The following is a 26,233-nucleotide window of genomic DNA, read 5'->3' on the forward strand; positions in this document are numbered from 1 at the left end:
CCTCGCGGAATCGTCACGCCAAGCCCATGCAAGAACCCGCCGTCCAGTACATCGCCGCAGCCATCTTCGCGGTGGCCCTCGTCCATACCTTTGCCGCCAAGCAGTTCGAGCGGCTGTCGCACCGTTTTCCCCGCCACGCCGGACTGTTCCACCTGCTCGGCGAGGTCGAGGTGGTCTTCGGGTTCTGGGCCATCGTGCTGGTGCTGGCGATGGCACTGGTGGTCGGCGGCGGCGACGCGCTCGGCTATGCGGAGTCGCGCAACTACACCGAGCCGCTCTTCGTCTTCGTGGTGATGGTGGTGGCGGCCTCCCGGCCCGTGCTGCGCACGGTCATGTCGGGCGTGGCGATCGTCGCCCGCGCAATGCCGCTGCCGACACCGGTTGCGGCGGCATGGCTCGGGCTCGCGGCCGTTCCGCTGCTGGGTTCCCTGGTCACCGAGCCGGCCGCCATGACGATTGCGGCGCTGATGCTCGCGCCCCGGATCTTCAGGCCGCAAGTGCCCGAGGCGGTGAAGTACCTCGCGCTGGGCGTGCTGTTCGTGAACGTGTCGATCGGCGGCACGCTCACCTCCTACGCCGCGCCGCCGGTATTGATGGTTGCGTCCACCTGGCAGTGGGACAGCGCTTTCATGCTGGCCACCTTCGGCTGGAAGGCCGCCGTCGCCGTCATCGTCAATGCCACCGTGGCAACCTTCGTATTGCGCAAGCACCTGGTCGCCGCAGCGGTCTCCCACGCAGTGCCCGACGAGGAGCCCGTGCCGGCAGCGGTGGCCCTGGTGCACCTCGTCCTGCTCGCGGGCATCGTCGTGTTCGCCCATCATCCGGTGGCCTTCCTCGGGCTGTTCCTGATGTTCCTCGGGTTCACGCAGGCCTACGAACGCCACCAGGCACCGCTGATCATCAAGGAGGCGCTGCTGGTCGGCTTCTTCCTGGCCGGGCTGGTGGTGCTCGGCGGCATGCAGCGCTGGTGGCTGGAGCCGATCGTCTCCGGCCTGGAGCCGCTGGCGCTGTTCTTCGGCGCGCTGGGGCTCACGGCCATCACCGACAACGCGGCGCTCACCTACCTGGGTTCGCTGATCGCGAGCATCCCGGAAGAATCGAAATACATGCTCGTGGCCGGCGCGGTGGCTGGCGGCGGGCTGACGGTGATCGCCAACGCACCCAACCCTGCGGGCGTCGCGCTGCTGAAGCGCGGCTTCTCCGACGAGACCATCGGCGCCGGCGGACTGCTGCTGGGCGCACTCGGGCCCACGGTGGTCGCGGCGGCGGCATTCATGCTTTTGTAGCGGCAGCCGCGCGCCGGGCGCCGAACCGAAGGAGATGACGGGAACATGCCCAGCTTCTCTCGCTTCGAAATGACTGGCAGCGGTGTTGACTTCGATTCCATCATGTTGGATAGTCCTCCGACATCATGGAAGCAAGACCACAGAGCCTGAACGATCGCATTGCGCAGCGCGTGCGCGACCTGCGCGCGGACCGCGGCCTCTCGCTCGAAGCGCTCGCGGCGCATTGCGGTGTCAGCCGCTCGATGATCTCGCTCATCGAGCGCGGCGAAAGCAGTCCGACGGCGGTGGTGCTCGAAAAACTCGCGACCGGACTCGGCGTTCCGCTGGCCTCGCTGTTCGAGACGCCGCAGCCCGAAGCCGGCCCGGTGGCTCGCCTGGCCGACCAGCTGCAATGGCGCGATCCGCATTCGGGCTATGTGCGCCGCAACGTCTCGCCCGGCGGCACCGCATCGCCGATCCACATCGTCGAGGTGCTGTTTCCGCCCAAGGCGCGCGTGGCCTACGAGACCGCCGCGCGGGAACCCCAGGTCCACCAGCAGGTGTGGGTGCTCGAAGGGACCATCGAGGTCACCCTCGGCGACGACCGCCACCGGCTCGGCGCGGGCGACTGCCTGGCCATGGTGCTCGACCGCCCCATGAGCTACTACAACCCCTCGCGGCAGCATGCACGCTATGCCGTCGTGATCGCAACCTTGCCCTCTTCGTGGAGATGACATGACGACCACCGACACCGCAAGCCCCGCGGCGCGCATCCGCATGCTGCCCGGTGTGGACGACGCACAGGCCCGGCAGTTGGCCGACGTGCTCGCCGATTGCGTGGAGGGCGGCGCTTCGGTCAGCTTCATGCGACCGCTGAGCCGCGAGCGCGCTGCGGCGTTCTGGCGCCGCGTGGGCGAGGGCGTGGCACGCGGCGACCGCGTGCTGCTGGTGGCCGAAGACGCGCAAGGCATCGTCGGAACCGTGCAGCTGCTGCTCGAGATGCCCGAGAACCAGCCGCATCGCGCCGAAGTGGCCAAGATGCTGGTGCACCGGCGCGCCAGGCGACAGGGGCTGGGGGCGATGCTCATGCAGGCCGCCGAGCAGTTCGCCCGTGAACGCGGCAAGACCTTGCTCGTGCTTGACACCTCCAGCGCCGAGGCCGAGCGGCTCTATGCGCGGCTGGGCTGGACGCGGCTCGGCGTGATCCCCGGCTTTGCGCTGCTGCCCGATGGCGCGCCCTGCGGTACCACTTACTTCTACCGCGCGCTGGCTTGAGAGGCGGCGCCAGGTCCGACAGCCGGGATTTGCGGCCGCGGCGCAGCCTGTCATCATTCGCGGCTGCATGACCCAAGAACCGATGCCCTCCCTCGATCTGTTGTTGAACCGCGCCAGGCAGTGCCTGGCGGATGCCGGCGGCGCGCTGCAGTGCCGGGCCGCGACGCCCGAGGCGGGCTGCGTCATGTTCGTCGCGCTCGGCGACGACGCGAGCCGCGCGCGCGTGGTGGTGGGGCGCGCAGGCAGCGCCGAAGCAGCCTGGCAGCGGGCCCGCGATGCGGCGCTCGCGCTTGCCGGTCGCATCGGCCTGCAGGCCAGCCGCGTGCGCGTGGAGCTCGTCGAGCACGCAGAAGCCACGGCCTGGGGCGAGTTGAAGTCCCGCCTCTTGCGGACCAAGCGCAACTACTTCAACCAGGGCGTGTCGTTCGACGAGGCGTTCGATGCGGCGCTGCTCGCGCAGGAGATCAGCGGCAGCGCCATCTTCTACAACGGCACCGCGGAGCACGCGGAGCCCAACGCCGGTAACCTGCGCCTCCACGCGAAGCGGCGCTTCGGCGTCGAGATGGATTTTCCGTCCGACGACGAGGCGCCGGTGTGGTGCTTCTCCACGCGCGGCGCCTACGCCGATGCCAATGGCACCTGGCCGCTCACGGCCAAGGGGCAGGCCGCCGGCTATCGCCGGCTCGACGACTGGGGGCCGGGGCAGGTCCGCGCCATGGTCGACACGGCCAGCGCCTATCTCGCCGCCCAGGTCAAGCCCACGGGCGAGTTCCACTACGGCTGGTTCCCGTGCTTCGACCGCGCGATTCCCACCTACAACACCTTGCGCCACGCCAGCTCGACCTATGCGCTGATCGAGGCCTGGGAGCTGACCCGCAGCGATGCGCAGAAAGCGGCCATCGACCGTTCGCTCGGCTTCATCGCCGCGCGCCTCATCCGCCAGGCCGAGCTGCCCGATGGCACGCGCGCCGCCTACCTGCTGGACATCGGCAACGAGATCAAGCTGGGCGGCAATGCGGTGTGCCTGCTGGCCTTCGCCAAGTACACCGAGCTCACGGGCGACGCGCAATACCTGCCCCTGCTGGAGCAGCTCGCGCTCGGCATCCAGGCCATGCAGGACCCGGCGAGCGGACGCTTCGTGCACGTGCTCGACCACCCGTCGCTCGACGTGAAGGATGCGTTCCGCGTCATCTACTACGACGGGGAAGCGGCGTTCGGCCTGATGCGCCTCTACGGGCTCACGCGCGATCCGCGCTGGCTCGCGGTGGTCGAGAAAGCCTTCGACCATTTCATTGCCGCGGAGCACTGGCGCGCGCACGACCACTGGCTGAGCTACTGCGTCAACGAGCTCACGCGCCACCGGCCCGAAACGCGCTACTACCGCTTCGGGCTGCAGAACGTTGCCGACCACCTGGATTTCGTGCTCGAGCGCATCACCACTTTTCCGACGCTGCTGGAGCTGATGATGGCCGCGCGCGAGATGGTGGCGCGGCTTGCCGCCGACGCCGCGCTGCGGCCGCTGCTCGACGGCTTTGACCGCCAGAAGTTCGACCGCGCGCTGGAGCACCGCGCGCGCTACCTGGCCAACGGCTATTTCTGGCCCGAGCTCGCGATGTTCTTCCGCAACCCGGGCCGTGTCGCGGGCGCCTTCTTCATCAAGCACCACAGCTTTCGCGTGCGCATCGACGACGTGGAGCACTATCTCTCGGGCTATGTGGCGTACCTCAGGTTCCTGCAAACGCGGGAGGGCGAAGACCCGGACAAGCGTCCTGAACGTGCGGACGAGAACCCCGCCGCCGCACCCTGGCCTTCGTTCGCTGCCGGCCCCATCGTGGCATGGGGCGGCGACGTCAATCTCGGCCGCAGGCAGCACTACCGGACGCAGCAACTCGGCCCGGCCTCGGTGCTCGGTGGCGTGCCGGTGCTCGCCGAGGCGGACCTGCGCATCGTCAATCTCGAATGCGTGGTGGCGACGCGTGGCGAGCAAGGAGTGCCGAAGGGCGAGGGCGGCCCGCACTACTTTCGCGCGCGGCCTGAAATGCTGCGCGTGCTGGCCGAGGTCGGCATCGACCTGGTCGCCACCGCCAACAACCACAGCGGAGACTATGGCGCCGGGGCGCTCGCGGAGCATGCGGCGCTGCTCGATGCCGCAGGCATCGGCCACGCGGGTTCCGGTCCCACGCTGGAGGCGGCGCTCGCGCCCGCGCTGCGGCGCGCGGGGGATCTGAACGTGGCGCTCTTTGCCATCGACGCCACGCAGCCGCGCTTTGCGGCGGGCGAGGCCAGGGCCGGCAACGCCTACCTTCCGATCTCGTCGCCCTCCGCGTGGACGGCATGCCTCGCGCCGCGCATTGCTGCCGTGCGCGCCCAGGCGCATGTGGTGCTGGTGGCCGTGCATTGGGGAAAGAACCATGAGCCGGCCCCCGGCGCCGACGAGATCGCAGTCGGCCGCGCCATCATCGAGGCCGGCGCCGATGCCGTGCTCGGTGCCTCGGCCCATGTCGTGCAAGGCGTCGAGATCCACAAGGGCCGGCCGATCATTCATGACGCCGGTGACCTGCTGTTCGACGCCATCGGCCGCCAGAGCGAAGACAGCGACGAGAGCGGCGTGTTCTCGCTGCACCTGGGCACCGAGGGTGTGCGGCGCGTGGTGTTCACGCCCATCGAAACGGGCTTCGGCCGGACGGCGCAGCTCCAAGGCGAACGTGCCGCGGCGGCGGTGGAGCGCTTCATGCGCAAATCGGCGGCGCTCGGCGCCCGCTTCGCGATCGCACCCGACGGGCAGTGCGCGCTCGACCTGCATCCAGCCGCGAGAACGCCGCAGCCGATGCCGCTCCTGCCGATGAAGATGCACAAGAGCGACGCGGAGATCCTGGCGGTGCAGCAGCCACGCGAAGAATGGCTGGCTGCGTCAGTGCCGGCCGAGGCGGCGCTTGCACGGCCCTTGTCCTTGGGCCCGCTGCGGCTGCTTGGAGCGCGGACCACCCCGGCCGCGATCGCAGGCCGGGGCATGCTGTACGTCGAGACCTTCTGGCAGATCGATGAGGCGACGGACGTGGACTGGCGGTTCGACATCCGCGCCGTGCCGCAATCGCCCGCCACCATGCCGGCCTGGGGCGCCGCAATGGACCACGATCCCTGCGATTGGATGTGGCCCACCAGCCGATGGCAGCCCGGCCGCATCTACCGCGACTTCCACGGCCTGCGGCCGCCCGCGGCCAGGCGGCTCCATGACGCGCAACTCCAGCTCGAGATCGGGCTGGTCGGCGACGCCGATCGGCCGGAGCCGATCCTGTTGCCCAGGCAGGTGCCGTTCGCGGTGCGGCCCGGCCGCGTGGCCGCATGAATCGCCTGAACACCGTGGCCACCGGACGCTGGCGGTTCGTTCCTCTCGCGCTGCTGGCGCTGGCGCAGGCCGCATGCGCGCAGCGCGGCGGCCCTCAGCCGCAGTCGCAGCCCTCCGCGATGGCGGCCGATGGCGCAACGCTGCAATGGAACCAGCCCGCGGTGCGCGCCAACTGCCCCGACCGCGCGGGCTACCTGTGGGTGCAGCCTGCCGAGGGGCCGGCCTGCATCCGCTACTTCGCAAGCGGCGACATCGATGACGCCCGCATCGCCATCGTGCAATTTTCAGGCGACCGCGACGGCGTCATGAACCAGGCGCCCGAGCGCATTCCCGGCAACACCGTGCCCCTGCGCATGCTCGATGCCCAGCGCAGCCGCGACCGCGCGGGCGTGCCCTGGGTCTTCATGGCGCGGCCCGGCACCTACGGCTCGTCGGGCGACCACCGCAAGCGGCGCGAGCTGGCCGAGTTCCACGCACTCGACGCCGCGCTCGATGCGCTGATGCAGCGGCACCGGATCCAGCGCATCGTGATCCTCGGCCACAGCGGCGGTGCCACGGCGGGCGCGGCGCTGCTCACGCTCGGCCGCACGCGCATCGCCTGTGCAGTGCTGACCTCCGGCGCCTATGGCCTGCTGGAGCGCGCGCGCCGGCTGAAGCAATCGCGCGATGGCCTGAGCGACACCACGGGCAGCACGCAGTTCTACGATCCGCTCGAACATGTCGGCGGCATCGTGCGCGATCCGCTGCGGCGCATCGTGCTCGTGGGCAACCGCGACGACAGGAACACGCCGTTCGACTTGCAGGAGCGTTTTGCCGACGCGGTCGCCCGGGCCGGCCATCGCGTGGACGTGATGACGCACGCGGCCGAGCCGCCGCAGAACCATGACCTCACGGACCGCATCGGCCTGAAGACCGCGTCGCTCTGCGCACGCGAAGCAATGCTTCAATAAACGAAAAGATACCCTCGAGACCATGCCATTGCCCAACAGCAGCACCTCCGCCCGTATCACGACCGAGGCCTTCGGCCGCATGCCCGACGGCCGTGCAGTCACCGAATACACGCTGGACAACGGCCGCGGCCTCCGCCTCAGCGCCATCAACCTCGGCGGCATCGTCACGGCGTTGCAGGTGCCCGACCGCCATGGCCAAGGCGGCAACGTCGTGCTCGGCCTGCCCTCGCTCGAGGACTACCTGAAGCCGCATCCGCACTTCGGCACCATCGTGGGCCGCTACGCCAACCGCATCGCGGGCGGGCGCTTCACGCTCGACGGCGTGGCGCATCAGCTGCCGCTCAACAACGGCGCCAACTCGCTGCATGGCGGGCACCAGGGCTTCGGCACGCGCTATTGGCAGATCGATGCGGTGCCGGCGCAAGGCGACGGCGATGAGGTCGCCATCGAACTGCGCTACACCAGCGCGGATGGCGAAGAGGGCTATCCCGGCGAAGTGCAGGTGACCGTGCGCTATGCGCTCAGCACCACCGAAAACGCCTGGCGCATCGACTACCGCGCCGTGAGCGACCGCGCCACGGTGCTGAACCTGAGCCACCACGACTACTTCAACCTGGCAGGCGGCGGCGCCGTGCGCGACCATCGCCTCATGATTCCCGCAAGCCGCTACTGTCCCGTGGACGCGGGCCTGATTCCGCTCGGCCTGGCGACGGTGGCCGGAACCCCGTTCGACTTTCGCGAGCCCACCTTGATCGGCGAACGCATCGACGATCCGCACGAGCAGCTGCGCGTGGCTGGCGGCTACGACCACAACTGGGTGCTCGACCGCGAGCCCGCCGGCATGGCGCTCGCGGCGCGCCTCGCGCACGCGCCATCGGGGCGCGTGATGGAAGTGCACACGACCGAACCGGCCGTGCAGTTCTATTCGGGCAATTTTCTCGATGGAAGCCTTCGGGGCCGCGAGGGCGAGAGCTTCAGGCAGGGCGCGGGGCTGTGCCTTGAAACGCAGCACTACCCCGATTCGCCGAACCAGCCGGAGTTTCCTTCGACGGTGCTGCGGCCGGGCGACGTGTTCAAGAGCACCACGCTGCACCGGTTCGGCATGTGTTGAGCAAATGCAAAGCCGGCGGCCGACATCGGGGGGCGCACGCTGAGATGTCTGGTGCCCAATTCGACTCAAGCGTTCATCCCCAGGACTGTGCGTGTGGAATATGTGGCACTTCCGAAGCGAATTGCGCGCACTTATATTTGTTGACATTCCTGATCGCCTTCCGTTCCCGCTTTCGCTCCCAGAATTCGGCCACGTAGCCGCCGACCTCCGTGGCCTTCGGATCGCGAAGGCCGCAATGCTCGGAACGGATAGCCCCTGACACAGGGGGCATCTTCAGGGAGAGAAATCGTCATGTCCGCACTCAATGCTGCGCGCGCGCGCACGCTCGCCATCAGCAGCCCTGCCACCTCCGAGTTCCTGGGCTGCACCGCTCTTGAATCGGTTCGCCTGTCGGGTCGAAAAGGGGTGGACAGCTGATGAACCGCCTCTATCTACAGGACGCCTTTCCCGCAGCCACGCTGGGCCTTGTCAAAGAGTGGGGGGAGCAACTGGATGCCGACGGGCTGGGGACGGACGCTACGTATGTCGTAGTCGACGGTGGCATCGCCGGGGACGCAGGCCGCCAGCGCCTGCGCGACGCCTACGGCGTTGCAACCCAGTCCTTCGACGACTCCGTGTTGGCTGACTACGAGGAATTGGGCTTGCTCGTGTGGCCCTGGCGCACGCTGCACGCCAAGGATGCGCTCGAAACCCTGCGCATCGCCTTGGCCGGCAAGCCTGGTGTCAGCTTCGTGCAGAGCCGTGCAGGACTGCCGGCGGTATGCGCCGCGCTCGCGTGGCTGGGCGCCGCCGAAACCGAGGACGGCATGCTGCTCTACCTGCGCATCGGCGACACCCGCGTGCTGAGCAGCTTCCTGTTTCAACTGCAGCCTGCCCAGGAAGCCCGATTGCACGCCGCGGTGAGCCATTGGGCGTGGCCCGATCGCAGCGGCGGATTGAAACGCGCTGCGACAGAAGCGATGCCGCACGTGCAGCCGGCCGAAGGCAGCCTGGTGCTCGACAACGCGCAGTACGCGGCGCTGCTCGACGCAGTGGAGGCTGACATGCTGCACGCCAGCGTGCGCGCCATCGAAGCCAAGTGGATCGATGCGCGTAGCGGGAACGAACTGCACCAATGGCTGCAGACGCTGTTGCCCAGAATGCGGGCCCTGGGCATCACGCGGCCTAAAGATAAATGGGCCTTCGTCTCGCTGGCGCTGCGCGCGCCGGACGGCTTCGAGGGACTGACCGAACTGGGCGAAACCTGGCTGCGCGTGCGCAGCGGCGCCTCGGCGCTGAACGCAGAAATCTCGCAGTGGAAAGCCGGCGTGGAATGGCAAGCGATGCAGCGCCTTGCAAACGCGAATGCGGCGGCGGCCGTTGCTCCTCCCAAAGACTCTCGATGACATTCATGTCGATGCCCGCCGCCATGCCCGGCGAGCGACCTTTCGGCTTGGTCGAGCGAAGCCTCGGCGTCTGCTTGCATCGATGGCTCATTGCGCTTGCCCTGCTGGCTGTGGCGCTGGGCCTTGCGGCTTGCAGTCCCAGCGCCGCGAAGCCGGTGACCGTGGGCATCACGGGCTACAACTTCACGGCCGAAGGCGTGCAGGAGTACTACGTCAACGGCATGCGCGGCTCGAACCTGCCCCCGTATGGCGGGGGCGGTTCGACATCGTGCTGCGTGTCGCTGCCTGCGAAGTGGTCGCCGGAACTGACCGTGAAGGTGAGCTGGACGATCGGGCACTACACCCGTCCATGGGGGGAAAGAAAAAACATGACGGTGCAGGAAGAGTCTGCTTGCTGTTGGCATCAACGCACCCTCAGCAAAGTCGTGTCCGTGGAGCGCTATGAGGTGGGCGGCATTGTTCAGGTGTTCTTCTTGCCTCACGACGAAATCAAGGTGTGGGTCAGTCAATACGACTTGGGTCACGAGAAACACATCTCGGGAATGGCCTACCCCAAGAAGCCCGACACCACTGAATAAAACAAAGCAGGAGCCCCATCATGTCCGTTCAAACCATGCCCGCCGTCTTGGTCGGCGAGCGCCCTTTCGGCTTGATCGAGCGAAGGCTCGGCGTCTGCTTGCATCGATGGCTTGTCGCGCTTGTCATGGTGGTTGCCGGGGTGGGCCTTGCGGCTTGCAGTCCCACCACAGCGAAGCCGGTGACCGTGGGCATCACGGGCTACACATTCACTTCCGAAGGCATCCAGGAGTATTACGTCAATGGCATGCGCGGCTCGAACCTGCCGCCGTATGGCGGAGGCGGCTCCACATCGTGCTGCGTGTCGTTGCCGGCGAAATGGTCGCCAGACCTGACGGTCAAGGTGGAATGGATCACGGGTCATTGGACCGCCCCCATGGACCAGATCCAGGCAATGGACATCTCGGAGGCGATCAAGTGCTGCCTGGCACGACGCACCCTCACCAAGGTCGTCCCCGTGGAACGCTATGAGGAGGGGGGCTTAGTACAAGTTTTTTTCTTACCCAATGACGAGATCAAGGTGTGGGTGTACGACCCGGGGCCACAAAACCCCAGTCACCCCTCTCACATGGGCTACCCCAAGAAGCCCGACACCACTGAATAAAACAAAGCAGGGAGCCCCATCATGTCCGTTCAAACCATGCCTGCCGTCATGCGTGGCGTGCGACCCTTCGGCTTGATCGAGCGAAGGCTCGGCGTCTGCTTGCATCGATGGCTCGTCGCGCTTTTTATAGTGGTTGCCGGGGTGGGCCTTGCGGCTTGTGATCCCAACGCCGCGAAGCCGGTGACCGTGGGCATCACGGGTTACAACTTCACGGCCGAAGGCGTGCAGGAGTACTACGTCAACGGCATGCGCGGCTCGAACCTGCCCCCGTATGGCGGAGGCGGCTCGACATCGTGCTGCGTGTCGCTGCCTGCGAAGTGGTCGCCGGAACTGACCGTGAAGGTGAGTTGGACGATTGGCGACTACACCCTGCCGTGGTCTAAGTTGGAACCGATGACGCCTGATGAGCGTAGCGCTTGCTGCTGGCGACAGCGCACCCTCACCAAGGTCGTCCCCGTGGAGCGCTACGAGGAGGGGGCCTTAGTACAAGTTTTTTTCTTACCCAATGACGAGATCAAGGTGTGGGTGTACGACCCGGGGCCACAAAACCCCAGTCACCCCTCTCACATGGGCTACCCCAAGAAGCCCGACACCACTGAATAAAACAAAGCAGGGAGCCCCATCATGTCCGTTCAAACCATGCCCGCAGCCTTGGTCGGCGAGCGCCCATTCACCCTGCTCGAACAGATGCAGCGCATCAGCGCCGCATCGTGCTTCGATGCCACGGAAAGGAGCAACATGTGCGCCTCGATGGCTCATGTGGGCATCTTCTTCGATGGCACCAACAACAACAAGAAGCGCGACCAGGAAGATGTCAAGGATGCCAACATGCGCAGCCACAGCAACGTGGTGGTGCTGCACGATGCCTTCAAGGATGCGCCCGACGAGGGCTACTACCGCTTCTATGTTCCTGGCGTCGGCACTCCTTTCGATAAGGTCGGCGAGCCGACGGAAACACCCGATGGAAAGGCCATGGCCAAGGGCGGCGATGCGCGCATCAACTGGGCGATGATCCAGTTGCTCAATGCGATGAAACGATCGATGTGTTCGGACGAACGACTCGTTCCCGAGGCTCAGGTTGGCGCCGATGCCATCGCCGGCCCTCTCCATGCCTCTCAGAATACCGGCAGCAACCTGGAGGGCAAGCGCCGATACTTCGGCGGCTTGGAGAGTGGCAAGCTCAGCCAGCTCGAGCGGGTGCTCGCCGCCAAGGCCGAAGCCAAGCCGTCCAAGAAGCTGCTGCAGGTCAACGTGTCGGTGTTCGGCTTTTCGCGCGGCGCGGCGCAGGCGCGGGCCTTCTGCCATTTCGTGCACCACCTGCTGCTCAAGAAGGGGCCGGCGGGTGGCTACACGCTCGCGGGCGTGCCGTTCCGCTTCCAGTTTCTCGGGCTCTTCGATTCGGTGGCCTCGGTGGGCATGGCCGACGCCTCGCCGTTCTGGCGCGGCCTGGGCGGCTGGGCCAACGGCACGCTGGACATCGTGCCCAGCGTGGAGCGCACGGTGCATTTTTGCGCGGCGCACGAGATACGCATCAACTTTCCGCTGTCGACCGGGCGCATCGGCGACAAGGGCTATCCGGCCAACTGCGCCGAGATGGTGTATCCGGGTGCCCACTCGGATGTGGGCGGCGGCTACGCGCCGGGGTGCCAGGGCAAGGCGGTTGGCTCGCGCACCAAGCTGCTGTCGCAGGTGCCGCTCCTGGAGATGTACCGGGAGGCGCAGCGCAGCATGGTGCCGTTGCTGACCATCGAACAGCTCCAGAAGGTCGCAAAGGGCGATGAAGTGGCCAACGATCTGAAGATCGACCCCGACTGCGCCAGGCTCTTCAACGCCTACCGCGAATTCGTCGTCGGCTTCAGCGGCACCATCGAAGAGCAGATGCGCGGCCACGTGCAGCTGTACTGGCGCTGGCGCATGAAGTACCTGAACGATCCGACCGCGCTGCCGTCGCATGCCAGGGCCGTCCAGCAGGACCGGATCGACATCTGCGAAAGCAATGGCGATTTTTACTCGGACATGGCCGAGGCGCTGATGCAAGTGCGAAGGGACGAGGCCCTCGCGCGGACCGCGCCCAATGCCCCTTCAGGGCTCACTCCTGCACAGCGGGACTTTCTGCGCGTACGCAGCGAAGCGATGAGACCCGATTTCCGGGTGCCCCGGGAGATCGACGAATTCTTCGACCAGCTGGTGCACGACTCCCATGCCTCCTTCTACATGGTGGGGCCGGTCACCGACTTCGACCGCAAGGAGAAGATCGCGATGATCCAGCGCAAGGTTGAATGGACGGCCAAGCGCCTGGAGGGACTGCGCAGAGGCGACGGCAGCGGGCCGCAGCCCACGAGCTACAACGAAGCCCGGCCGCTCGCGTCGTTGTCGGATCTGGAGCGCCGGATCCACGAGCACCAAACCCTGCATCAAGGCGAGTTCCCCGCGCTGACCGACGAGGATCGCGAGCAGCTGCTGGCCATGGAGACGGTGGGGACCAGCGCGGGCGTGCGGTCGGTGACCAACAAGACGCGGCGCGAGCTTGGCGGCCACGTGCGCTATCGGCGCGTGTTCGACAAGAGCTGACGTGGCCTTGGACCTTTATTTGCCCGGCGCACGCATCAAGAATTCGCAGCTTTGTTTGCGTCGGCTCCGAATTCAGCGGCCGGCAGCCCCGGGCTCCCGATGCGCACCGAGAACAGCCCGCCGGCCAGCGGCTCGGCCTTCAGTTCTTCATCCGTGAGCCCGCTGCGCGCCGTCGTGATGTACAGCGTGCACAGGTCGGCGCCGCCGAAAGCGCAGTCCGTGACGTTGCTCGCGGGCAATTCGATGCGGCACAGCTCGTCGGCGCTCACGGGGTCGTGGCAGCTCACGCAGTGGCCGCCCCAGCGGGCGATCCACAGGCGCCCGGCCGCGTCGGTCGTCATGCCGTCGGGCAGGCCGTCGCCTTTTGCAAAGCGAAGCCACACGCGCTTGTTGCTGACTGTGCCCGCGGCGCTGTCGAAGTCGTAGGCGTAAACGCAGCCTTCCACGGTGGCGTTGAAATACATCGTGCGCTCGTCGAGCGACCACGCCGGCCCGTTGGTCACTGCAAAGCCGTCGTCGTGCCGCGTGCAGCGGCCGTCGGCGTCGAAGCGGTAGAGCGCGCCCGTGGGCGCCACGCAATCGAAGTCCATGGTGCCGCCCCAGAAGCGGCCCTGCCGGTCGCACTTGCCGTCGTTGAAGCGGTTGTTCGGCCGGTCGGGCTCGGGCTGGTGAAGGTAGCGCGGCGGCGCGTCCACCGCCGGGTCGAAGAAGGCGAAGCCGCGGCGCATCGTGACGATCAGCCCGGGCGCACCGGCACGCTCCGCCAGCGCCGTGATCTCCTCGTCGAATTGCCAGCTTTGGCGCGCACCGTTCGCCGGGTCGTGCCGGTACAGGCGGCAGCCGAGGATGTCGATCCAGTAGAGCGCCTGTTCGCGCTGCGACCACAGCGTGCCTTCGCCGAGCGTTGCGCCGGCAGGCCACAAGCACTCCGGCTGGCCGAGGATGGTGGGCGCACCCAGGGGTGCGGAGGGGGATGCGGAGCTGCCATTCGGGGTCATTGTTTGCGCCTTGGTTGTCTCGGTCCTTGACGCGGCGGATCGTATCAAGGCATATTGATAATAGAAACCAAACTATTTGGCATCAAGTGATATTGATTTTGCAATGTTGCAGCCAGCTCTCTGGAGACACGCATCTTGAAGGATTCCCCGCAGCTTTCCATCCATCCCAGCCTGAAGGGACGCACCGTGTTCGTCACCGGCGGCGGCAGCGGCATCGGCGCGGCCATCGTGGCGGCGTTTGCCGCGCAGGGCGCACGCGTAGCGTTCGTCGACATTGCCGAAAGCGCCAGCGCCGCGCTCGCCAGGCAGATCGGCGAAGACGGCCATGCCGCACCATGGTGGCGCACCTGCGACGTGCGCGACATCGGCGCGTTGCAGAAGGCGATCGCCGACGCGGCCGCCGAGCTGGGCGACTTCGCGGTGCTGGTCAACAACGTGGCGAGCGACGACCGCCACACGCTCGAATCGGTCACGCCCGAGTACTACGACAACCGCATGGCCATCAACGAGCGGCCCGCGCTGTTCGCGATCCAGTCGGTGGTGCCGGGAATGCGGCGGCTGGGCTTCGGCTCGGTGGTCAACCTGGGTTCCACAGGCTGGCAGACCAAGGGCTCGGGCTACCCCTGCTACGCCATTGCGAAGTCGTCGGTGAACGGCCTCACGCGCGGCCTCGCGGTGGACCTCGGCAAGGACCGCATCCGCATCAACACCGTGTCGCCCGGCTGGGTGATGACCGACCGGCAGGTGAAGCTCTGGCTCGACGACGAAGGCGAGCAATCGCTCAAGCGCAACCAGTGCCTGCCCGACAAGCTGCTGCCCGAGGACATCGCGCGCATGGTGCTGTTCCTCGCATCGGACGACGCGAAGATGTGCACCGCGCAGGAGTTCACCGTCGATGCAGGCTGGACCTGATCAGTCCATCTCGAGTTTGCGTCCATAGACGCTCAGGCTCGCGGTCTTCAGCGCCTTCATCATCACCTTGGCCGCGGGCGACGGCAGGCGGTCGGTGCGGGTGATGATGCCGAAGGCGTCCATGTGGCAGGGCATGTCCAGCGGCAGCAGCGACACGATGCCGTGCGCGGCGTAGTAGCGCGCCACGTCGGATGCGAGCACGGCCACCATGTCGCTCTGCTGCAGCATGCGCGTGATGAACAGCAGGGCCGAGCTTTCGATGATGTTGTTCGGCGGCACCAGCCCTTCTTCCTGGAACATCAGCTCGAAGCGGTGGCGCAGCACGCTGCCCGCGGGCGGCACGATCCAGCCCGCGCCCACCACGTCGCGCAGTGTGAGCCCGCTCACGCCCAGGAGCGGATGGCCGGGGCGCACCAGCGCGCACACCGGCTCCTCGGCCAGCGCCTCGTAGCGAAGCTGCGACTTGTCGTGCTCGGCGAAGAGCCGCGCCACCAGGATGTCGAGCTTGCCCTGCTCGAGCCGCTCGATCAGCACCGCGCTGGTCTCGATCTCCAGCGACACGCGAAGGTCGGGCTGCTCGCGCTTCACCATCGCCACCGCCGGCGGCATCAGCGTGAGGCCGGGTGCGGTGATGGCGCCCACGCCCACCTGGCCGAAGCGGCCCGCCTTCAGCGCGGTGAGCTCGTCGTGCGCCTGGTTGAGGCTGGCCAGCGCCACGCGGGCATGGCGGATCATGGTTTCGCCGTACCAGGTGGGACGCATGCCGCGCGGCAGCCGGTCGAACAGCGGCACCTCCAGCACGTCCTCCAGGTCCTTCAGCAGCTTGGAGGCGGCGGGCTGGGTCATGTTGAGCACCTGCGCCGCGCGGTGGATGTTGCCTTCCTCCGCGAGCGCCACCAGCAAAAGCAGCTGCCGCGTCTTGAGGCGGGCGCGGATGAACCAGTGGTTGTAGTTGGTCATGTCTCGTGCGGTTGTCTTGAGAGCTTTGGGCTCAAAGGGTTTTCCAGAATCCGATGATCGATATGCATTTTGTCGAAAAAATGATTGGATCGATATCAATTCTGTTCCTAGACTCGCCCCACTTCCGAAAACCAGAGACAAAGGTCGGCGCAGCGGTGATTCACGGCGAGATCCATCAGAACGTGCGGCAATACATCAACGGCCGCTGGGAGACCAGCGCGACCACGGGTGTGAGCGCCAATCCCTCGGACACCAGCGAAGTGGTGGCCGAATACGCACGTGCCGATCGCCGCCAGGTCGAATCCGCGGTCCGCGCCGCCGCCGATGCCTTTCCGCACTGGAGCCACAGCACGCCGCAGCGCAGGGCCGACGTGCTCGACCGCATCGGCACCGAGCTCCTGGCGCGCAAGGACGAACTGGGCCTCTTGCTGGCGCGCGAAGTCGGCAAGACCTTGCCCGAAGCCGTGGCCGAGGCCACGCGCGCTGGACAGACTTTCAAGTTCTTCGCGGGCGAAGCGATGCGGGGCGGGGGCGAAAACATGGCCTCGCTGCGCGCTGGGGTGCAGGTCGACGTCACGCGCGAGCCGGTCGGCGTGGCCGGCCTCATCACGCCGTGGAACTCGCCGCTGGCCGTGCCGGCCACCAAGATTGCGCCCGCTCTGGCTCATGGCAACAGCGTGGTGTTCAAGCCCGCCGAGCTGGTGCCGGCCTGCGGCTGGACGCTGGCCGAAATCATCAGCCGCGCCGCGCTGCCCGCGGGCGTGTTCAATCTCGTGATGGGCAGTGGCCGCGAGGCCGGCCAGGCGCTGGTCGACAGCCCGCTGGTCGATGCGGTGAGCTTCACCGGATCGGCGCGCAACGGCGAGCGCATCCTCCAGGCGGCCGCCGCGCGGCGGGCCAAGGTGCAGCTCGAGATGGGCGGCAAGAACGCGCTGGTGGTGCTGGCCGATGCCGACATCGACCATGCGGTGGATTGCGCGGTGCAGGGCGCCTACTTCTCCAACGGCCAGCGCTGCACGGCGTCGAGCCGGCTCATTGTGGAGGCCGGCGTGCACGACATGTTCGTCTCGCGTCTTTGCGCGCGGCTCAAGGCGCTGAAGATCGGCCACGCGCTCGAACGCGGGATCGACATCGGTCCGCTGGTCGACGAAGAGCGCCTGGCGCGCAGCCTGGCCTGGGTCGGCATTGCACGCGAAGAGGGTGCCGAGCACGTCTGGGGCGGCGAGCGGCTCGAGCGCGCGACGGCCGGCCACTACATGAGCCCGGCCCTTTTTCTTGCCAGGCCAGGACACCGCATCGCCCGCGAGGAAATCTTCGGCCCGCTGGCCTGCGTGCTGCGCGCTGCCGACTACGACGAGGCACTGGCCCTGTGCAACGACACGCCTTCGGGCCTGAGCGCGGGCATCTGCACCAACTCGCTCAAGCACGCGATGCATTTCAGGCGTCATGCCGAAGTCGGCATGACGATGGTCAATCTGCCGACCGCGGGCGTGGACTTCCACGTGCCCTTTGGCGGCCGCAAGGGGTCGGGCTACGGGCCGCGCGAACAAGGGCGCCATGCCGCGGAGTTCTACACGACGGTCAAGACCGGCTTCATGCTGGCCTGACCACCACGGACGGTTTTCATCAGCAAGCAAACACAGTAAGAAGGAGACATTCCAATGAAACTCAATCGCCGCACCCTCAGCATCGCACTCGCCGCCGCCTCCCTGGGCAGCCTCCTGCCCGCCACCGCGCTGGCGCAGAAGAAGATCGTGCTGGGCTTCAGCCAGGTCGGGGCCGAGAGCGAATGGCGCACCGCCAACACCGAGTCGATCAAGGCATCGGCCAAGGAAGCGGGCATCGAGCTCAAGTTCTCCGACGCGCAGCAGAAGCAGGAAAACCAGATCAAGGCGATCCGCTCCTTCATCGCCCAGAAGGTCGACGTGATCGCCTTCTCGCCGGTGGTGGAGTCGGGCTGGGAAACCGTGCTGCGCGAAGCCAAGGCCGCGAAGATCCCGGTGGTGCTGACCGACCGCTCCGTCAACACCAAGGACGACTCGCTCTACGTGACCTTCATGGGTTCCGACTTCGTCGAGGAAGGCCGCAAGGCGGGCCGCTGGCTGGTCGAGAAGATGAAGGACCAGAAGGGCGAAGTCAACATCGTCGAGCTGCAGGGCACCGTGGGCTCGGCGCCCGCCATCGACCGCAAGAAGGGCTTCGAGGAAATCATCAAGGCCGACCCCAAGTTCAAGATCGTGCGCTCGCAGACCGGCGACTTCACGCGCGCCAAGGGCAAGGAAGTGATGGAAGCCTTCCTGAAGGCCGACGGCAAGAAGATCAACGTGCTGTTCGCGCACAACGACGACATGGCCATCGGCGCCATCCAGGCCATCGAGGAAGCGGGCCTGAAGCCCGCGAAGGACATCACCATCATCTCGATCGACGCCGTGAAGGGCGCCTTCGAAGCCATGATCGCCGGCAAGCTCAACGTGTCGGTGGAGTGCAGCCCGCTGCTCGGCCCCCAGCTGATGAGCGCGGTGAAAGACATCAAGGCCGGCAAGACGCTGCCCAAGCGCATCGTGACCGAGGAGTCGATCTTCCCGATGGAAGTCGCCGCCAAGGAATTCCCGAATCGAAAGTATTGAGTTCTCCATCGAATCAACGGATCGCAACATGAAACGCAACTTCCTCAAGGCCTCGATCGCGGGCCTGGCTTTCGCCATCGTCGGCATCGCGCCGATCGCGCATGCGCAGGACAAGGGCCTGATCGCCATCTCCATGCCCACCAAGTCGTCGGCGCGCTGGATCGCCGACGGCGCCAACATGGTCAAGTACTTCAAGGAGAAGGGCTACAAGACCGACCTGCAGTACGCCGACGACGACATTCCGAACCAGCTCGCGCAGATCGAGAACATGGTGACCAAGGGCTCGAAGGTGCTGGTGATCGCGGCCATCGACGGCACCACGCTGTCCGACGTGCTGCAGAAGGCGGCCGACAAGGGCGTGAAGGTCATCGCCTACGACCGCCTCATCAAGGGCTCGAAGAACGTCGACTACTACGCCACCTTCGACAACTTCCAGGTCGGCGTGCTGCAGGCGCAGTCGATCGAGGCGGCGCTCGGCCTGAAGAGCGGCAAGGGCCCATTCAACATCGAGCTGTTCGGCGGCTCGCCCGACGACAACAACGCCTTCTTCTTCTACAACGGCGCCATGTCGGTGCTGGACCCGTACATCAAGAGCGGCAAGCTGGTGGTGCGCAGCAAGCAGATGGGCATGGACAAGGTGGGCACGCTGCGCTGGGATGGCGCGGTGGCGCAGGCCCGCATGGACAACCTGCTGTCGGCCTACTACACCAAGGACCGCGTCGACGCGGTGCTGTCGCCGTACGACGGCCTGTCGATCGGCATCCTGTCGTCGCTCAAGGGCGTGGGCTACGGCTCGGCCTCGCAGCCGATGCCGATCGTCTCGGGGCAGGATGCGGAGATTCCTTCGGTCAAGTCGATCCTGCGCAAGGAACAGACCTCGACCGTGTTCAAGGACACGCGTGAACTGGCCAAGGTCACGGTGGCAATGGCCGACGCGATGCTGTCGGGCAAGACGCCCGAGGTGAACGACACCAAGACCTACAACAACGGCATCAAGGTGGTGCCGTCGTACCTGCTCAAGCCCGTGAGCGTGGACGGCGCCAACTGGAAGCAGGTGCTGGTCGACAGCGGCTACTACAAGGAAAGCCAGGTCAAGTGAGCGTGGCAATGGCGGCAGCGGATTCACGCATCCTGGAGATGCGCGGCATCACCAAGACGTTTCCGGGCGTGAAGGCGCTCTCCGACGTCAACCTGGCGGTGCGCGCGGGAGAGATCCACGCGGTGGTGGGCGAGAACGGCGCGGGCAAGTCGACGCTCATGAAGGTGCTGAGCGGCGTCTACCCATGCGACTCTTACACCGGGGAGATCCACTTCGAGGGCGAGCTGCGCCGCTTCAGGAGCATTGCCGACAGCGAGAAGCTCGGCATCATCATCATCCACCAGGAGTTGGCGCTGGTGCCGCTCTTGTCCATTGCCGAGAACATCTTTCTCGGCAACGAGATTGCGCGCGGCGGCGTGATCGACTGGTTTGCCGCCTATGCGCGGACGCGCGAGCTGCTCGCCAAGGTGGGACTCAAGGAGCCGCCCACCACGCTGGTGACCGACCTGGGCGTGGGCAAGCAACAGCTGGTCGAGATTGCCAAGGCCTTGGCCAAGGACGTCAAGCTGCTGATCCTGGACGAGCCCACCGCGAGCCTCAACGAGAACGACAGCGATGCGCTGCTGATGCTGCTGCTCGAACTCAAGCGGCAAGGCATCGCGTCGATCCTGATCTCGCACAAGCTCAACGAGATAGCCAAGGTGGCCGACTCGATCACCGTGCTGCGCGACGGCGCCACGGTCGAGACGATGGACTGCCGCGGGCAGCCGATCAGCGAGGACCGCATCATCCGCGGCATGGTCGGCCGCGACATGGCGCACCGCTATCCGCAGCGCCATCCGAAGATCGGCGAGACGGTGTTCGAGGTGCGCGACTGGCGCGTGCACCACGCGCTGCATGCCGACCGCGAGCAGATCAAGGGCGTGAACCTGCATGTGCGGCGCGGCGAGATCGTCGGCATCGCGGGCCTCATGGGCGCCGGACGCACCGAGCTCGCGATGAGCGTGTTCGGCAAGTCCTACGGCCAGCGCATCAGCGGCACGGTGCTGATGCACGGCCAGCCGGTGGACGTGGGCACGGTGCGAAAGGCCATCGACCAGGGCATCGCCTACGTGACCGAAGACCGCAAGGGCCTGGGGCTGGTACTGGAAGAAGACATCCGCAAGAACGTGAGCCTGGCCAACCTGGAGGCGGTTTCCCATGCGATGGTGATCGACGACGCGCGCGAATTCAAGGTTGCGGTCGATTACCGCAAGGCACTCAACATCCGCTCTTCGGGCGTGGAACAGCTGGTGGTCAACCTCTCGGGCGGCAACCAGCAGAAGGTGGTGCTGAGCAAATGGCTCTTCACCAAGCCCGAACTGTTGATTCTGGACGAACCCACGCGCGGCATCGACGTGGGCGCCAAGTACGAGATCTACACCATCATCGACCAGCTCGCGAGCGAGGGCAAAGGCATTCTCATGATTTCTTCCGAACTGCCGGAACTGCTCGGCATGTGCGACCGCATCTACGTGATGAACGAGGGCCGCTTCGTGGCCGAGTTTCCGGCGGCCGAGGCTTCGCAGGAGCGCATCATGCACGCCATCGTGAGCGCAGGGAGTTCCGTTCATGTCCCAGCCTGAAGTCAACGCGGTGAATGCCGCGGTCCCCATTGCAGAGGCTTCCCCGAAGCTGCACGCGGGCTTTCTGAAGAACAACCTGCGCGAGTACGGCATGCTGATCTCGCTGGTCGCAATCATGGTGCTGTTCCAGGTGCTGACCGACGGCACGCTGCTGCGTCCGCTCAACCTCACCAACCTTCTGCTGCAGAACAGCTACGTCGTCATCATGGCGCTGGGCATGCTGCTGGTCATCGTGGCGGGCCACATCGACCTGTCGGTGGGTTCGGTCTGCGGCTTCATCGGTGCGCTGGCGGCGGTGCTGATGGTCGAGTACGAATGGCACTTCGTGCCCACGGCCATCATCAGCATCGCAGCGGGTGCGGTCATCGGCGCGGCGCAGGGCTGGTTCGTCGCGTTCCGCAAGATCCCTTCGTTCATCGTCACGCTCGCGGGCATGCTGGTGTTCAAGGGGCTCACGCTCGCGCTGCTGGCGGGGCAATCGGTGGGGCCGTTCCCGGTCGAGTTCCAGCGGCTGAGCTCGGGCTTCATTCCCGATCCGCTGGGCGGTCTCGACGCCGGTGGGCTGCGCATCACTTCGCTGGTGGTCGGCGCACTGGCCGCGGCGGCGCTGGTGTTCTTCAAGCTGCGCGGCCGGGCCAAGCTCGCGGCGCACGGGATGGAGACCGAGCCCTATGCGTTCTTCCTCGTGAAGAACCTGTTCTTCGCGGCCATCATCCTTTTCTTCAGCTACCTGCTCTCGACCTACAAGGGCCTGCCCAACGTGCTGGTGGTGATGGCGGTGCTGATCGTGGTGTACGACTTCGTCACCAACCGCACCACCATCGGCCGGCGCATCTATGCGCTGGGCGGCAACGAGAAGGCCGCGCGGCTGTCGGGCGTGAAGACGCAGCGGCTCGCGTTCCTGACCTTCGTGAACATGGGCGCGCTGGCCGCGCTCGCGGGCCTGGTGTTCGCGGCACGGCTCAACACGGCCACGCCCAAGGCGGGCCTGGGCTTCGAGCTCGACGTGATCGCGGCCTGCTTCATCGGCGGCGCCTCGGCCTCGGGCGGCGTGGGCCGCGTGATGGGCGCGGTGATCGGCGCCTTCATCATGGGCGTGATGAACAACGGTATGTCGATCCTGGGCATCGGCATCGACTACCAGCAGGTCATCAAGGGCCTGGTTCTGTTGGCCGCGGTGTTCATCGACGTCTACAACAAGAACAAGTAAGCGCATGAGCCAGAGCAGCATCAGCCCCGTGCTCGAACTGCGGGGCATCCACAAGCAGTTCGGCGGCATTCCGGTGCTGCGCGACGTGCAGCTGCGGCTCTACCCGGGCGAGATCCATGCGCTCATGGGGCAGAACGGCGCGGGCAAGTCCACGCTCATCAAGGTGCTCACGGGCGTGCTGCCGTCGAGCGGCGGCGAGACACGGCTGGACGGGCAGGCCATTCACCCGGCCTCGCCACTCGACGCGCAGAAGCTGGGCATCAGCACGGTCTACCAGGAGGTCAACCTGTGCCCGAACCTCTCGGTGGCCGAGAACGTCTTTGCCGGCCGCTATCCGCGCTGCGGCGCGGCGCAGGGATTCCGCATCGACTGGACGGCGGTGAATCGCCGGGCGGCCGAATTGCTGGCGCGCATCGGGCTGGACATCGACGTGACACGGCTTTTGTCCAGCTACTCGGTCGCGGTGCAGCAGCTGGTCGCGATCGCGCGTGCGCTCGGCGTGTCGTCCAAGGTGCTGATCCTCGACGAGCCGACTTCGAGCCTGGACGACGACGAAGTGGAGAAGCTGTTCGAAGTGCTGCGCCGCCTGCGCGGCGAAGGGCTCGCAATCGTCTTCGTGACGCATTTCCTGAACCAGATGTATGCGGTGTCGGACCGGATCACCGTGCTTCGCAACGGCCAATGGGTCGGCGAATGGAAGGCCGCGGACCTCGGGCCGCAGGCGCTGATCGCAGCGATGCTCGGGCGCGAGTTGGCCGCCCAGTCGGCACGTCCCGCGGCGCTGCCCGCGTTCGATGAAACCGCGACCGCCTTGCTGCAGACCGAAGGGCTGGGCCAGGCGGGGCAGTTGCAGGCGACCGACCTGCGCGTACGTGCCGGCGAGGTCGTCGGCATCGCCGGGCTGCTCGGCGCGGGGCGCACCGAGTTGGCACGCCTGCTGTTCGGCCTTGAATCGCCCGACCGCGGCGTGCTCAAGATCGACGGCCGGGCCGTCAGCTTCTCCAATCCGGCCGATGCGATCCGCGAAGGACTCGCACTCTGCCCCGAAGAGCGAAAGACCGATGGCATCGTGGCCGAGCTCTCGGTGCGCGAGAACATCGCGCTGGCCCTGCAGGCGCGCCTCGGCACGCGCAAGTTTCTCTCCCACGCCGAGCAGACCACGATGGCCGAGCGCTTCGTCGCATCGCTGGGCATCAAGACCGCGAGCGTGGAAACACCGATCGGCCTGCTGTCGGGCGGCAACCAGCAGAAGGCCATGATCGCGCGCTGGCTCGCGACCGAGCCGCGCCTGTTGATCCTCGATGAGCCGACGCGCGGCATCGACGTGGCGGCCAAGCAGGAAATCATGGAAGAAATCCTGCGGCTCGCACGCGCGGGCATGGCGGTGGTCTTCATCTCCTCGGAAATCAGCGAAGTGGTGCGCGTGGCGCACCGCATTGTGGTGCTGCGCGATCGCAGGAAGGTGGGCGAGCTGCCGGGCGGCGCGACCGAGGACGAGGTCTACGAAATGATTGCAGCAGCATGACGCACGCGCTGTCCCCGTGTTGTTCCCTCTCCCGCTTGTGGGAGAGGGCTAGGGTGAGGGCAGAGGCCTTCGACAAGCCACAGGCCTTTGCGTCGGCCGCACCCTCACCCCAACCCTCTCCCGAAAGCGGGAGAGGGAGCAAGACCGATGCGTTGCGCTGTGTTCGATGGAGCCGCCTGACATGACCAATGCCAGAAAACTTCTGGGCGGTGCGATGAGCCATCGCCTCGCCTGGCCCATCGTCACATTGCTGCTCCTGCTCGGCGTCAACACCGCCTTCAACGCCAGCTTCCTGCACCTCGAATGGCGGGACGGCCACCTGTACGGCAGCCTGATCGACATCGTGAATCGCGCGGCGCCGCTGGTGCTGGTGTCGCTCGGCATGACGCTGGTCATCGCCACGCGCGGCATCGACATCTCGGTGGGCGCGGTGGTGGCCATTGCGGCGGCGCTGGCGGCGTGGATGATCGGCGGTTCGGTGGCAAGCGACGTGAGCCGCTTTCCGATGTGGCTCGCAATCGTCGCGGCCCTGGGCATCGCGCTCCTGTGCGGGCTCTGGAACGGCATGCTGGTCGCCAAGGTCGGCATGCAGCCGATCATCGCGACGCTGATCCTCATGGTGGCGGGCCGCGGCATCGCGCAGCTGATCGCCGACGGGCAGATCATCACGATCTACTACAAGCCGTTTTTCTTTCTCGGCAGCGGCTACCTGCTCGGGCTGCCGTTCTCGCTCTTCATCGTGGCGGCGGTGTTCGTGCTGCTGTACCTGGCCATCACGCGCACGGCGCTGGGGCTGTTCATCCAGGCGGTGGGCATCAACCCGACCGCGGCGCGCGTGGCCGGCGTGCAGGCGCGGCGCCTCATCGTCGGCGCCTATGCGTTCTGCGGCGTCTGCGCGGGCATCGCGGGCCTCTTGATCAGCTCCAACGTCAAGAGCGCGGACGGCAACAATGCGGGCCAGCTGCTCGAACTCGACGCGATCCTTGCGGTGACGCTGGGGGGCACGGCGCTCACCGGCGGGCGCTTCAGCCTCATGGGCAGCGTGATCGGCGCGCTCATCATCCAGACGCTGACCTATGCCATCTATTCGCTGGGCGTGCCGCCGGAGATCAACCTGGTCGTGAAGGCGGTGGTGGTGTTCGCGGTGATGCTGCTGCAGTCGCCGGAGTTCAGGGCTGAAGTGCGGGCATTGGTGCAGCGGCCGGTGCATGAAGGGGAACGGGCATGAGCGCGGTGATCGAGACGGCACCCTCGCCCCAACCCTCTCCCGCGCGCGGGAGAGGGGGCAAGACGGGGATCAATCCCAAGTACTTGCCATTGACTGCGACCATCTCGCTGTTCATGCTGATGGCCACGCTGGGCTCGGTGTTCTACGACGGCTTCTTCTCGGCGCAGGTGTTTCTCAACCTGCTGATCGACAACGCGTTCCTGATCGTCGTTGCCGTGGGCATGACCTTCGTGATCCTTTCGGGCGGCATCGACCTCTCGGTGGGTTCGGTGATCGCGCTCACCACGATGGTATCGGCCTCGCTGGTCGAGAAGCACGGCTGGAGCCCCGCGGTGGTGATTCCGCTGGTACTTGCCATGGGCACGGCCTTCGGCGCGTTCATGGGCCTGCTCATCGAGCGCTTCAGGCTGCAGCCCTTCATCGTCACGCTGGCGGGCATGTTCCTGGCACGCGGGCTCTGCTACCTGATCAGCATCGATTCGATCAGCATCACCAACGCGTTCTATTCCGAGGTCTCGCAGATCCGCATTCCGATGTGGGGCGAGGCGTCGCTGTCGATCAGCGCGGTGATCGCGATCGTGGTGCTGCTCGCGGCGGTGTTCATTGCGCACTGCACGCCCTTCGGCCGCGCGGTGTATGCCATTGGCGGCAGCGAGCATTCGGCCATGCTGATGGGCCTGCCGGTGCGCCGCACGCTCGTGGGCGTGTACACGCTGTCGGGCTTCTGCTCGGCGCTGGCGGGCGTGATCTTCACGTTCTACATGCTCTCGGGCTACGGCCTGCATGCCCTGGGGCTGGAGCTCGACGCCATTGCGGCGGTGGTGATCGGCGGCACGCTGCTCACGGGTGGCGTGGGCTACGTGGCGGGCACCCTGTTCGGCGTGCTGATGCTCGGGATCATCCAGACCCTGATTTCCTTCGACGGCACGCTGAGCTCGTGGTGGACCCGCATCGTCGTGGGCGCGCTGCTCTTCGTGTTCTGCCTGCTGCAGCGCTTCTTCACGTCGCGCGCGCCGCGGCGCTGAC

23 protein-coding genes are annotated in these 26,233 nt (G+C 66.5%); 21 read left to right on the top strand and 2 right to left on the bottom strand.

The features are described from left to right. Positions 1-26: 26 nt before the first annotated feature. The 12 genes from ABID97_RS06755 to ABID97_RS06810 all read left to right on the top strand — a co-directional run bounded on the left by ABID97_RS06755 (position 27) and on the right by ABID97_RS06810 (position 13,083). Positions 27-1,286 carry a putative Na+/H+ antiporter gene (locus ABID97_RS06755; protein ID WP_354397760.1) on the top strand — a complete coding sequence of 420 codons (1,260 nt, stop codon included), beginning with the start codon at positions 27-29 and terminating at the stop codon, positions 1,284-1,286. Positions 1,287-1,411: 125 nt separating this feature from the next. Next, positions 1,412-1,999, top strand: coding sequence for a helix-turn-helix domain-containing protein (locus ABID97_RS06760; RefSeq protein ID WP_354397761.1), 588 nt, complete (start codon positions 1,412-1,414; stop codon positions 1,997-1,999). Between the two features lies 1 nt (position 2,000). Next, the gene (locus ABID97_RS06765; protein WP_354397762.1) at positions 2,001-2,540 is read left to right on the top strand and encodes a GNAT family N-acetyltransferase; all 540 of its coding nucleotides are present in this window, start codon (positions 2,001-2,003) and stop codon (positions 2,538-2,540) included. 82 nt (positions 2,541-2,622) lie between these two features. Next, positions 2,623-5,886: a CapA family protein gene (locus ABID97_RS06770; protein ID WP_354397763.1), complete on the top strand. Its 3,264-nt coding sequence runs from the start codon at positions 2,623-2,625 to the stop codon at positions 5,884-5,886. Further along, positions 5,883-6,836: an alpha/beta hydrolase family protein gene (locus tag ABID97_RS06775; protein WP_354397764.1), complete on the top strand. Its 954-nt coding sequence runs from the start codon at positions 5,883-5,885 to the stop codon at positions 6,834-6,836. Before ABID97_RS06770 ends, ABID97_RS06775 begins: the two co-directional genes overlap by 4 nt. 22 nt (positions 6,837-6,858) lie before the next feature. Continuing rightward, complete coding sequence (locus ABID97_RS06780; protein WP_354397765.1) at positions 6,859-7,947, top strand: aldose epimerase family protein; 1,089 nt, start codon at positions 6,859-6,861, stop codon at positions 7,945-7,947. 291 nt (positions 7,948-8,238) lie between these two features. Beyond that, positions 8,239-8,364, top strand: a complete 126-nt coding sequence (locus ABID97_RS06785; protein WP_354397766.1) for a hypothetical protein — start codon at positions 8,239-8,241, stop codon at positions 8,362-8,364. Next, positions 8,364-9,332 (top strand): DUF4123 domain-containing protein, encoded by a 969-nt coding sequence (locus ABID97_RS06790; protein ID WP_354397767.1) that lies wholly within the window; start codon positions 8,364-8,366, stop codon positions 9,330-9,332. The genes ABID97_RS06785 and ABID97_RS06790 overlap by 1 nt, the downstream gene beginning before the upstream one ends. Continuing rightward, the gene (tli1a, locus tag ABID97_RS06795) at positions 9,329-9,910 is read left to right on the top strand and encodes a Tli1a family immunity protein (RefSeq protein WP_354397768.1); all 582 of its coding nucleotides are present in this window, start codon (positions 9,329-9,331) and stop codon (positions 9,908-9,910) included. The genes ABID97_RS06790 and tli1a (ABID97_RS06795) overlap by 4 nt, the downstream gene beginning before the upstream one ends. Before the next feature lie 20 nt (positions 9,911-9,930). Beyond that, a complete protein-coding gene (gene tli1a / locus ABID97_RS06800) occupies positions 9,931-10,512 on the top strand; it encodes a Tli1a family immunity protein (RefSeq protein WP_354397769.1) in 582 nt (193 codons plus the stop codon). 21 nt (positions 10,513-10,533) lie between these two features. Next, positions 10,534-11,115 carry a Tli1a family immunity protein gene (gene tli1a, locus ABID97_RS06805; protein WP_354397770.1) on the top strand — a complete coding sequence of 194 codons (582 nt, stop codon included), beginning with the start codon at positions 10,534-10,536 and terminating at the stop codon, positions 11,113-11,115. Positions 11,116-11,136: 21 nt separating this feature from the next. Continuing rightward, the gene (locus tag ABID97_RS06810; RefSeq protein WP_354397771.1) at positions 11,137-13,083 is read left to right on the top strand and encodes a T6SS phospholipase effector Tle1-like catalytic domain-containing protein; all 1,947 of its coding nucleotides are present in this window, start codon (positions 11,137-11,139) and stop codon (positions 13,081-13,083) included. Between the two features lie 35 nt (positions 13,084-13,118). On the opposite strand, the gene ABID97_RS06815 is transcribed toward ABID97_RS06810, so the two are convergent. After that, the gene (locus ABID97_RS06815; protein WP_354397772.1) at positions 13,119-14,081 is read right to left on the bottom strand and encodes an SMP-30/gluconolactonase/LRE family protein; all 963 of its coding nucleotides are present in this window, start codon (positions 14,079-14,081) and stop codon (positions 13,119-13,121) included. A 135-nt stretch (positions 14,082-14,216) separates the two neighbouring features. On the opposite strand from ABID97_RS06815, the gene ABID97_RS06820 reads away from it, so the two are divergent. After that, positions 14,217-14,993 (top strand): SDR family NAD(P)-dependent oxidoreductase, encoded by a 777-nt coding sequence (locus tag ABID97_RS06820; RefSeq protein WP_354397773.1) that lies wholly within the window; start codon positions 14,217-14,219, stop codon positions 14,991-14,993. Here ABID97_RS06820 and ABID97_RS06825 read toward each other — a convergent pair whose 3' ends face one another. Beyond that, a complete protein-coding gene (locus ABID97_RS06825) occupies positions 14,994-15,953 on the bottom strand; it encodes a LysR family transcriptional regulator (protein WP_055801935.1) in 960 nt (319 codons plus the stop codon). 155 nt (positions 15,954-16,108) lie between these two features. Between ABID97_RS06825 and ABID97_RS06830 the strand changes: the two genes are divergently transcribed. The 8 genes from ABID97_RS06830 (at position 16,109) to yjfF (ending at position 26,232) form a co-directional block, all read left to right on the top strand. Continuing rightward, entirely contained in the window at positions 16,109-17,560 is a 1,452-nt protein-coding gene (locus tag ABID97_RS06830; RefSeq protein ID WP_354397774.1) for an aldehyde dehydrogenase family protein, read from the top strand. Positions 17,561-17,614: 54 nt separating this feature from the next. Further along, a complete protein-coding gene (locus tag ABID97_RS06835) occupies positions 17,615-18,580 on the top strand; it encodes an ABC transporter substrate-binding protein (RefSeq protein WP_354397775.1) in 966 nt (321 codons plus the stop codon). 28 nt (positions 18,581-18,608) lie between these two features. Further along, positions 18,609-19,679: a multiple monosaccharide ABC transporter substrate-binding protein gene (gene chvE / locus ABID97_RS06840; protein ID WP_354397776.1), complete on the top strand. Its 1,071-nt coding sequence runs from the start codon at positions 18,609-18,611 to the stop codon at positions 19,677-19,679. 8 nt (positions 19,680-19,687) lie between these two features. Then, positions 19,688-21,244: a multiple monosaccharide ABC transporter ATP-binding protein gene (gene mmsA / locus ABID97_RS06845; RefSeq protein WP_354401688.1), complete on the top strand. Its 1,557-nt coding sequence runs from the start codon at positions 19,688-19,690 to the stop codon at positions 21,242-21,244. Next, positions 21,231-22,454: a multiple monosaccharide ABC transporter permease gene (mmsB, locus tag ABID97_RS06850; RefSeq protein ID WP_354397777.1), complete on the top strand. Its 1,224-nt coding sequence runs from the start codon at positions 21,231-21,233 to the stop codon at positions 22,452-22,454. The genes mmsA and mmsB overlap by 14 nt, the downstream gene beginning before the upstream one ends. 4 nt (positions 22,455-22,458) lie before the next feature. After that, positions 22,459-23,979, top strand: a complete 1,521-nt coding sequence (locus ABID97_RS06855) for a sugar ABC transporter ATP-binding protein (RefSeq protein ID WP_354397778.1) — start codon at positions 22,459-22,461, stop codon at positions 23,977-23,979. A 181-nt stretch (positions 23,980-24,160) separates the two neighbouring features. After that, the gene (locus ABID97_RS06860) at positions 24,161-25,207 is read left to right on the top strand and encodes an ABC transporter permease (protein WP_354397779.1); all 1,047 of its coding nucleotides are present in this window, start codon (positions 24,161-24,163) and stop codon (positions 25,205-25,207) included. Then, complete coding sequence (yjfF, locus tag ABID97_RS06865; RefSeq protein WP_354397780.1) at positions 25,204-26,232, top strand: galactofuranose ABC transporter, permease protein YjfF; 1,029 nt, start codon at positions 25,204-25,206, stop codon at positions 26,230-26,232. The genes ABID97_RS06860 and yjfF overlap by 4 nt, the downstream gene beginning before the upstream one ends. Position 26,233: the final 1 nt, after the last annotated feature.

The sequence above is a fragment of the Variovorax sp. OAS795 genome (assembly GCF_040546685.1).
Taxonomy (GTDB): Bacteria; Pseudomonadota; Gammaproteobacteria; order Burkholderiales; family Burkholderiaceae_C; genus Variovorax.

What these genes read in the sequence shown, in the direction of transcription:
- ABID97_RS06755 (WP_354397760.1), top strand. Translation starts at nt 27, where the DNA reads ATGCAAGAACCCGCCGTCCAGTACATCGCCGCAGCCATCTTCGCGGTG.
- ABID97_RS06760 (WP_354397761.1), top strand. Translation starts at nt 1,412, where the DNA reads ATGGAAGCAAGACCACAGAGCCTGAACGATCGCATTGCGCAGCGCGTG.
- ABID97_RS06765 (WP_354397762.1), top strand. Translation starts at nt 2,001, where the DNA reads ATGACGACCACCGACACCGCAAGCCCCGCGGCGCGCATCCGCATGCTG.
- ABID97_RS06770 (WP_354397763.1), top strand. Translation starts at nt 2,623, where the DNA reads ATGCCCTCCCTCGATCTGTTGTTGAACCGCGCCAGGCAGTGCCTGGCG.
- ABID97_RS06775 (WP_354397764.1), top strand. Translation starts at nt 5,883, where the DNA reads ATGAATCGCCTGAACACCGTGGCCACCGGACGCTGGCGGTTCGTTCCT.
- ABID97_RS06780 (WP_354397765.1), top strand. Translation starts at nt 6,859, where the DNA reads ATGCCATTGCCCAACAGCAGCACCTCCGCCCGTATCACGACCGAGGCC.
- ABID97_RS06785 (WP_354397766.1), top strand. Translation starts at nt 8,239, where the DNA reads ATGTCCGCACTCAATGCTGCGCGCGCGCGCACGCTCGCCATCAGCAGC.
- ABID97_RS06790 (WP_354397767.1), top strand. Translation starts at nt 8,364, where the DNA reads ATGAACCGCCTCTATCTACAGGACGCCTTTCCCGCAGCCACGCTGGGC.
- tli1a (WP_354397768.1), top strand. Translation starts at nt 9,329, where the DNA reads ATGACATTCATGTCGATGCCCGCCGCCATGCCCGGCGAGCGACCTTTC.
- tli1a (WP_354397769.1), top strand. Translation starts at nt 9,931, where the DNA reads ATGTCCGTTCAAACCATGCCCGCCGTCTTGGTCGGCGAGCGCCCTTTC.
- tli1a (WP_354397770.1), top strand. Translation starts at nt 10,534, where the DNA reads ATGTCCGTTCAAACCATGCCTGCCGTCATGCGTGGCGTGCGACCCTTC.
- ABID97_RS06810 (WP_354397771.1), top strand. Translation starts at nt 11,137, where the DNA reads ATGTCCGTTCAAACCATGCCCGCAGCCTTGGTCGGCGAGCGCCCATTC.
- ABID97_RS06815 (WP_354397772.1), bottom strand. Translation starts at nt 14,081, where the DNA reads ATGACCCCGAATGGCAGCTCCGCATCCCCCTCCGCACCCCTGGGTGCG.
- ABID97_RS06825 (WP_055801935.1), bottom strand. Translation starts at nt 15,953, where the DNA reads ATGACCAACTACAACCACTGGTTCATCCGCGCCCGCCTCAAGACGCGG.
- ABID97_RS06835 (WP_354397775.1), top strand. Translation starts at nt 17,615, where the DNA reads ATGAAACTCAATCGCCGCACCCTCAGCATCGCACTCGCCGCCGCCTCC.
- chvE (WP_354397776.1), top strand. Translation starts at nt 18,609, where the DNA reads ATGAAACGCAACTTCCTCAAGGCCTCGATCGCGGGCCTGGCTTTCGCC.
- mmsA (WP_354401688.1), top strand. Translation starts at nt 19,688, where the DNA reads ATGGCGGCAGCGGATTCACGCATCCTGGAGATGCGCGGCATCACCAAG.
- mmsB (WP_354397777.1), top strand. Translation starts at nt 21,231, where the DNA reads ATGTCCCAGCCTGAAGTCAACGCGGTGAATGCCGCGGTCCCCATTGCA.
- ABID97_RS06855 (WP_354397778.1), top strand. Translation starts at nt 22,459, where the DNA reads ATGAGCCAGAGCAGCATCAGCCCCGTGCTCGAACTGCGGGGCATCCAC.
- ABID97_RS06860 (WP_354397779.1), top strand. Translation starts at nt 24,161, where the DNA reads ATGACCAATGCCAGAAAACTTCTGGGCGGTGCGATGAGCCATCGCCTC.
- yjfF (WP_354397780.1), top strand. Translation starts at nt 25,204, where the DNA reads ATGAGCGCGGTGATCGAGACGGCACCCTCGCCCCAACCCTCTCCCGCG.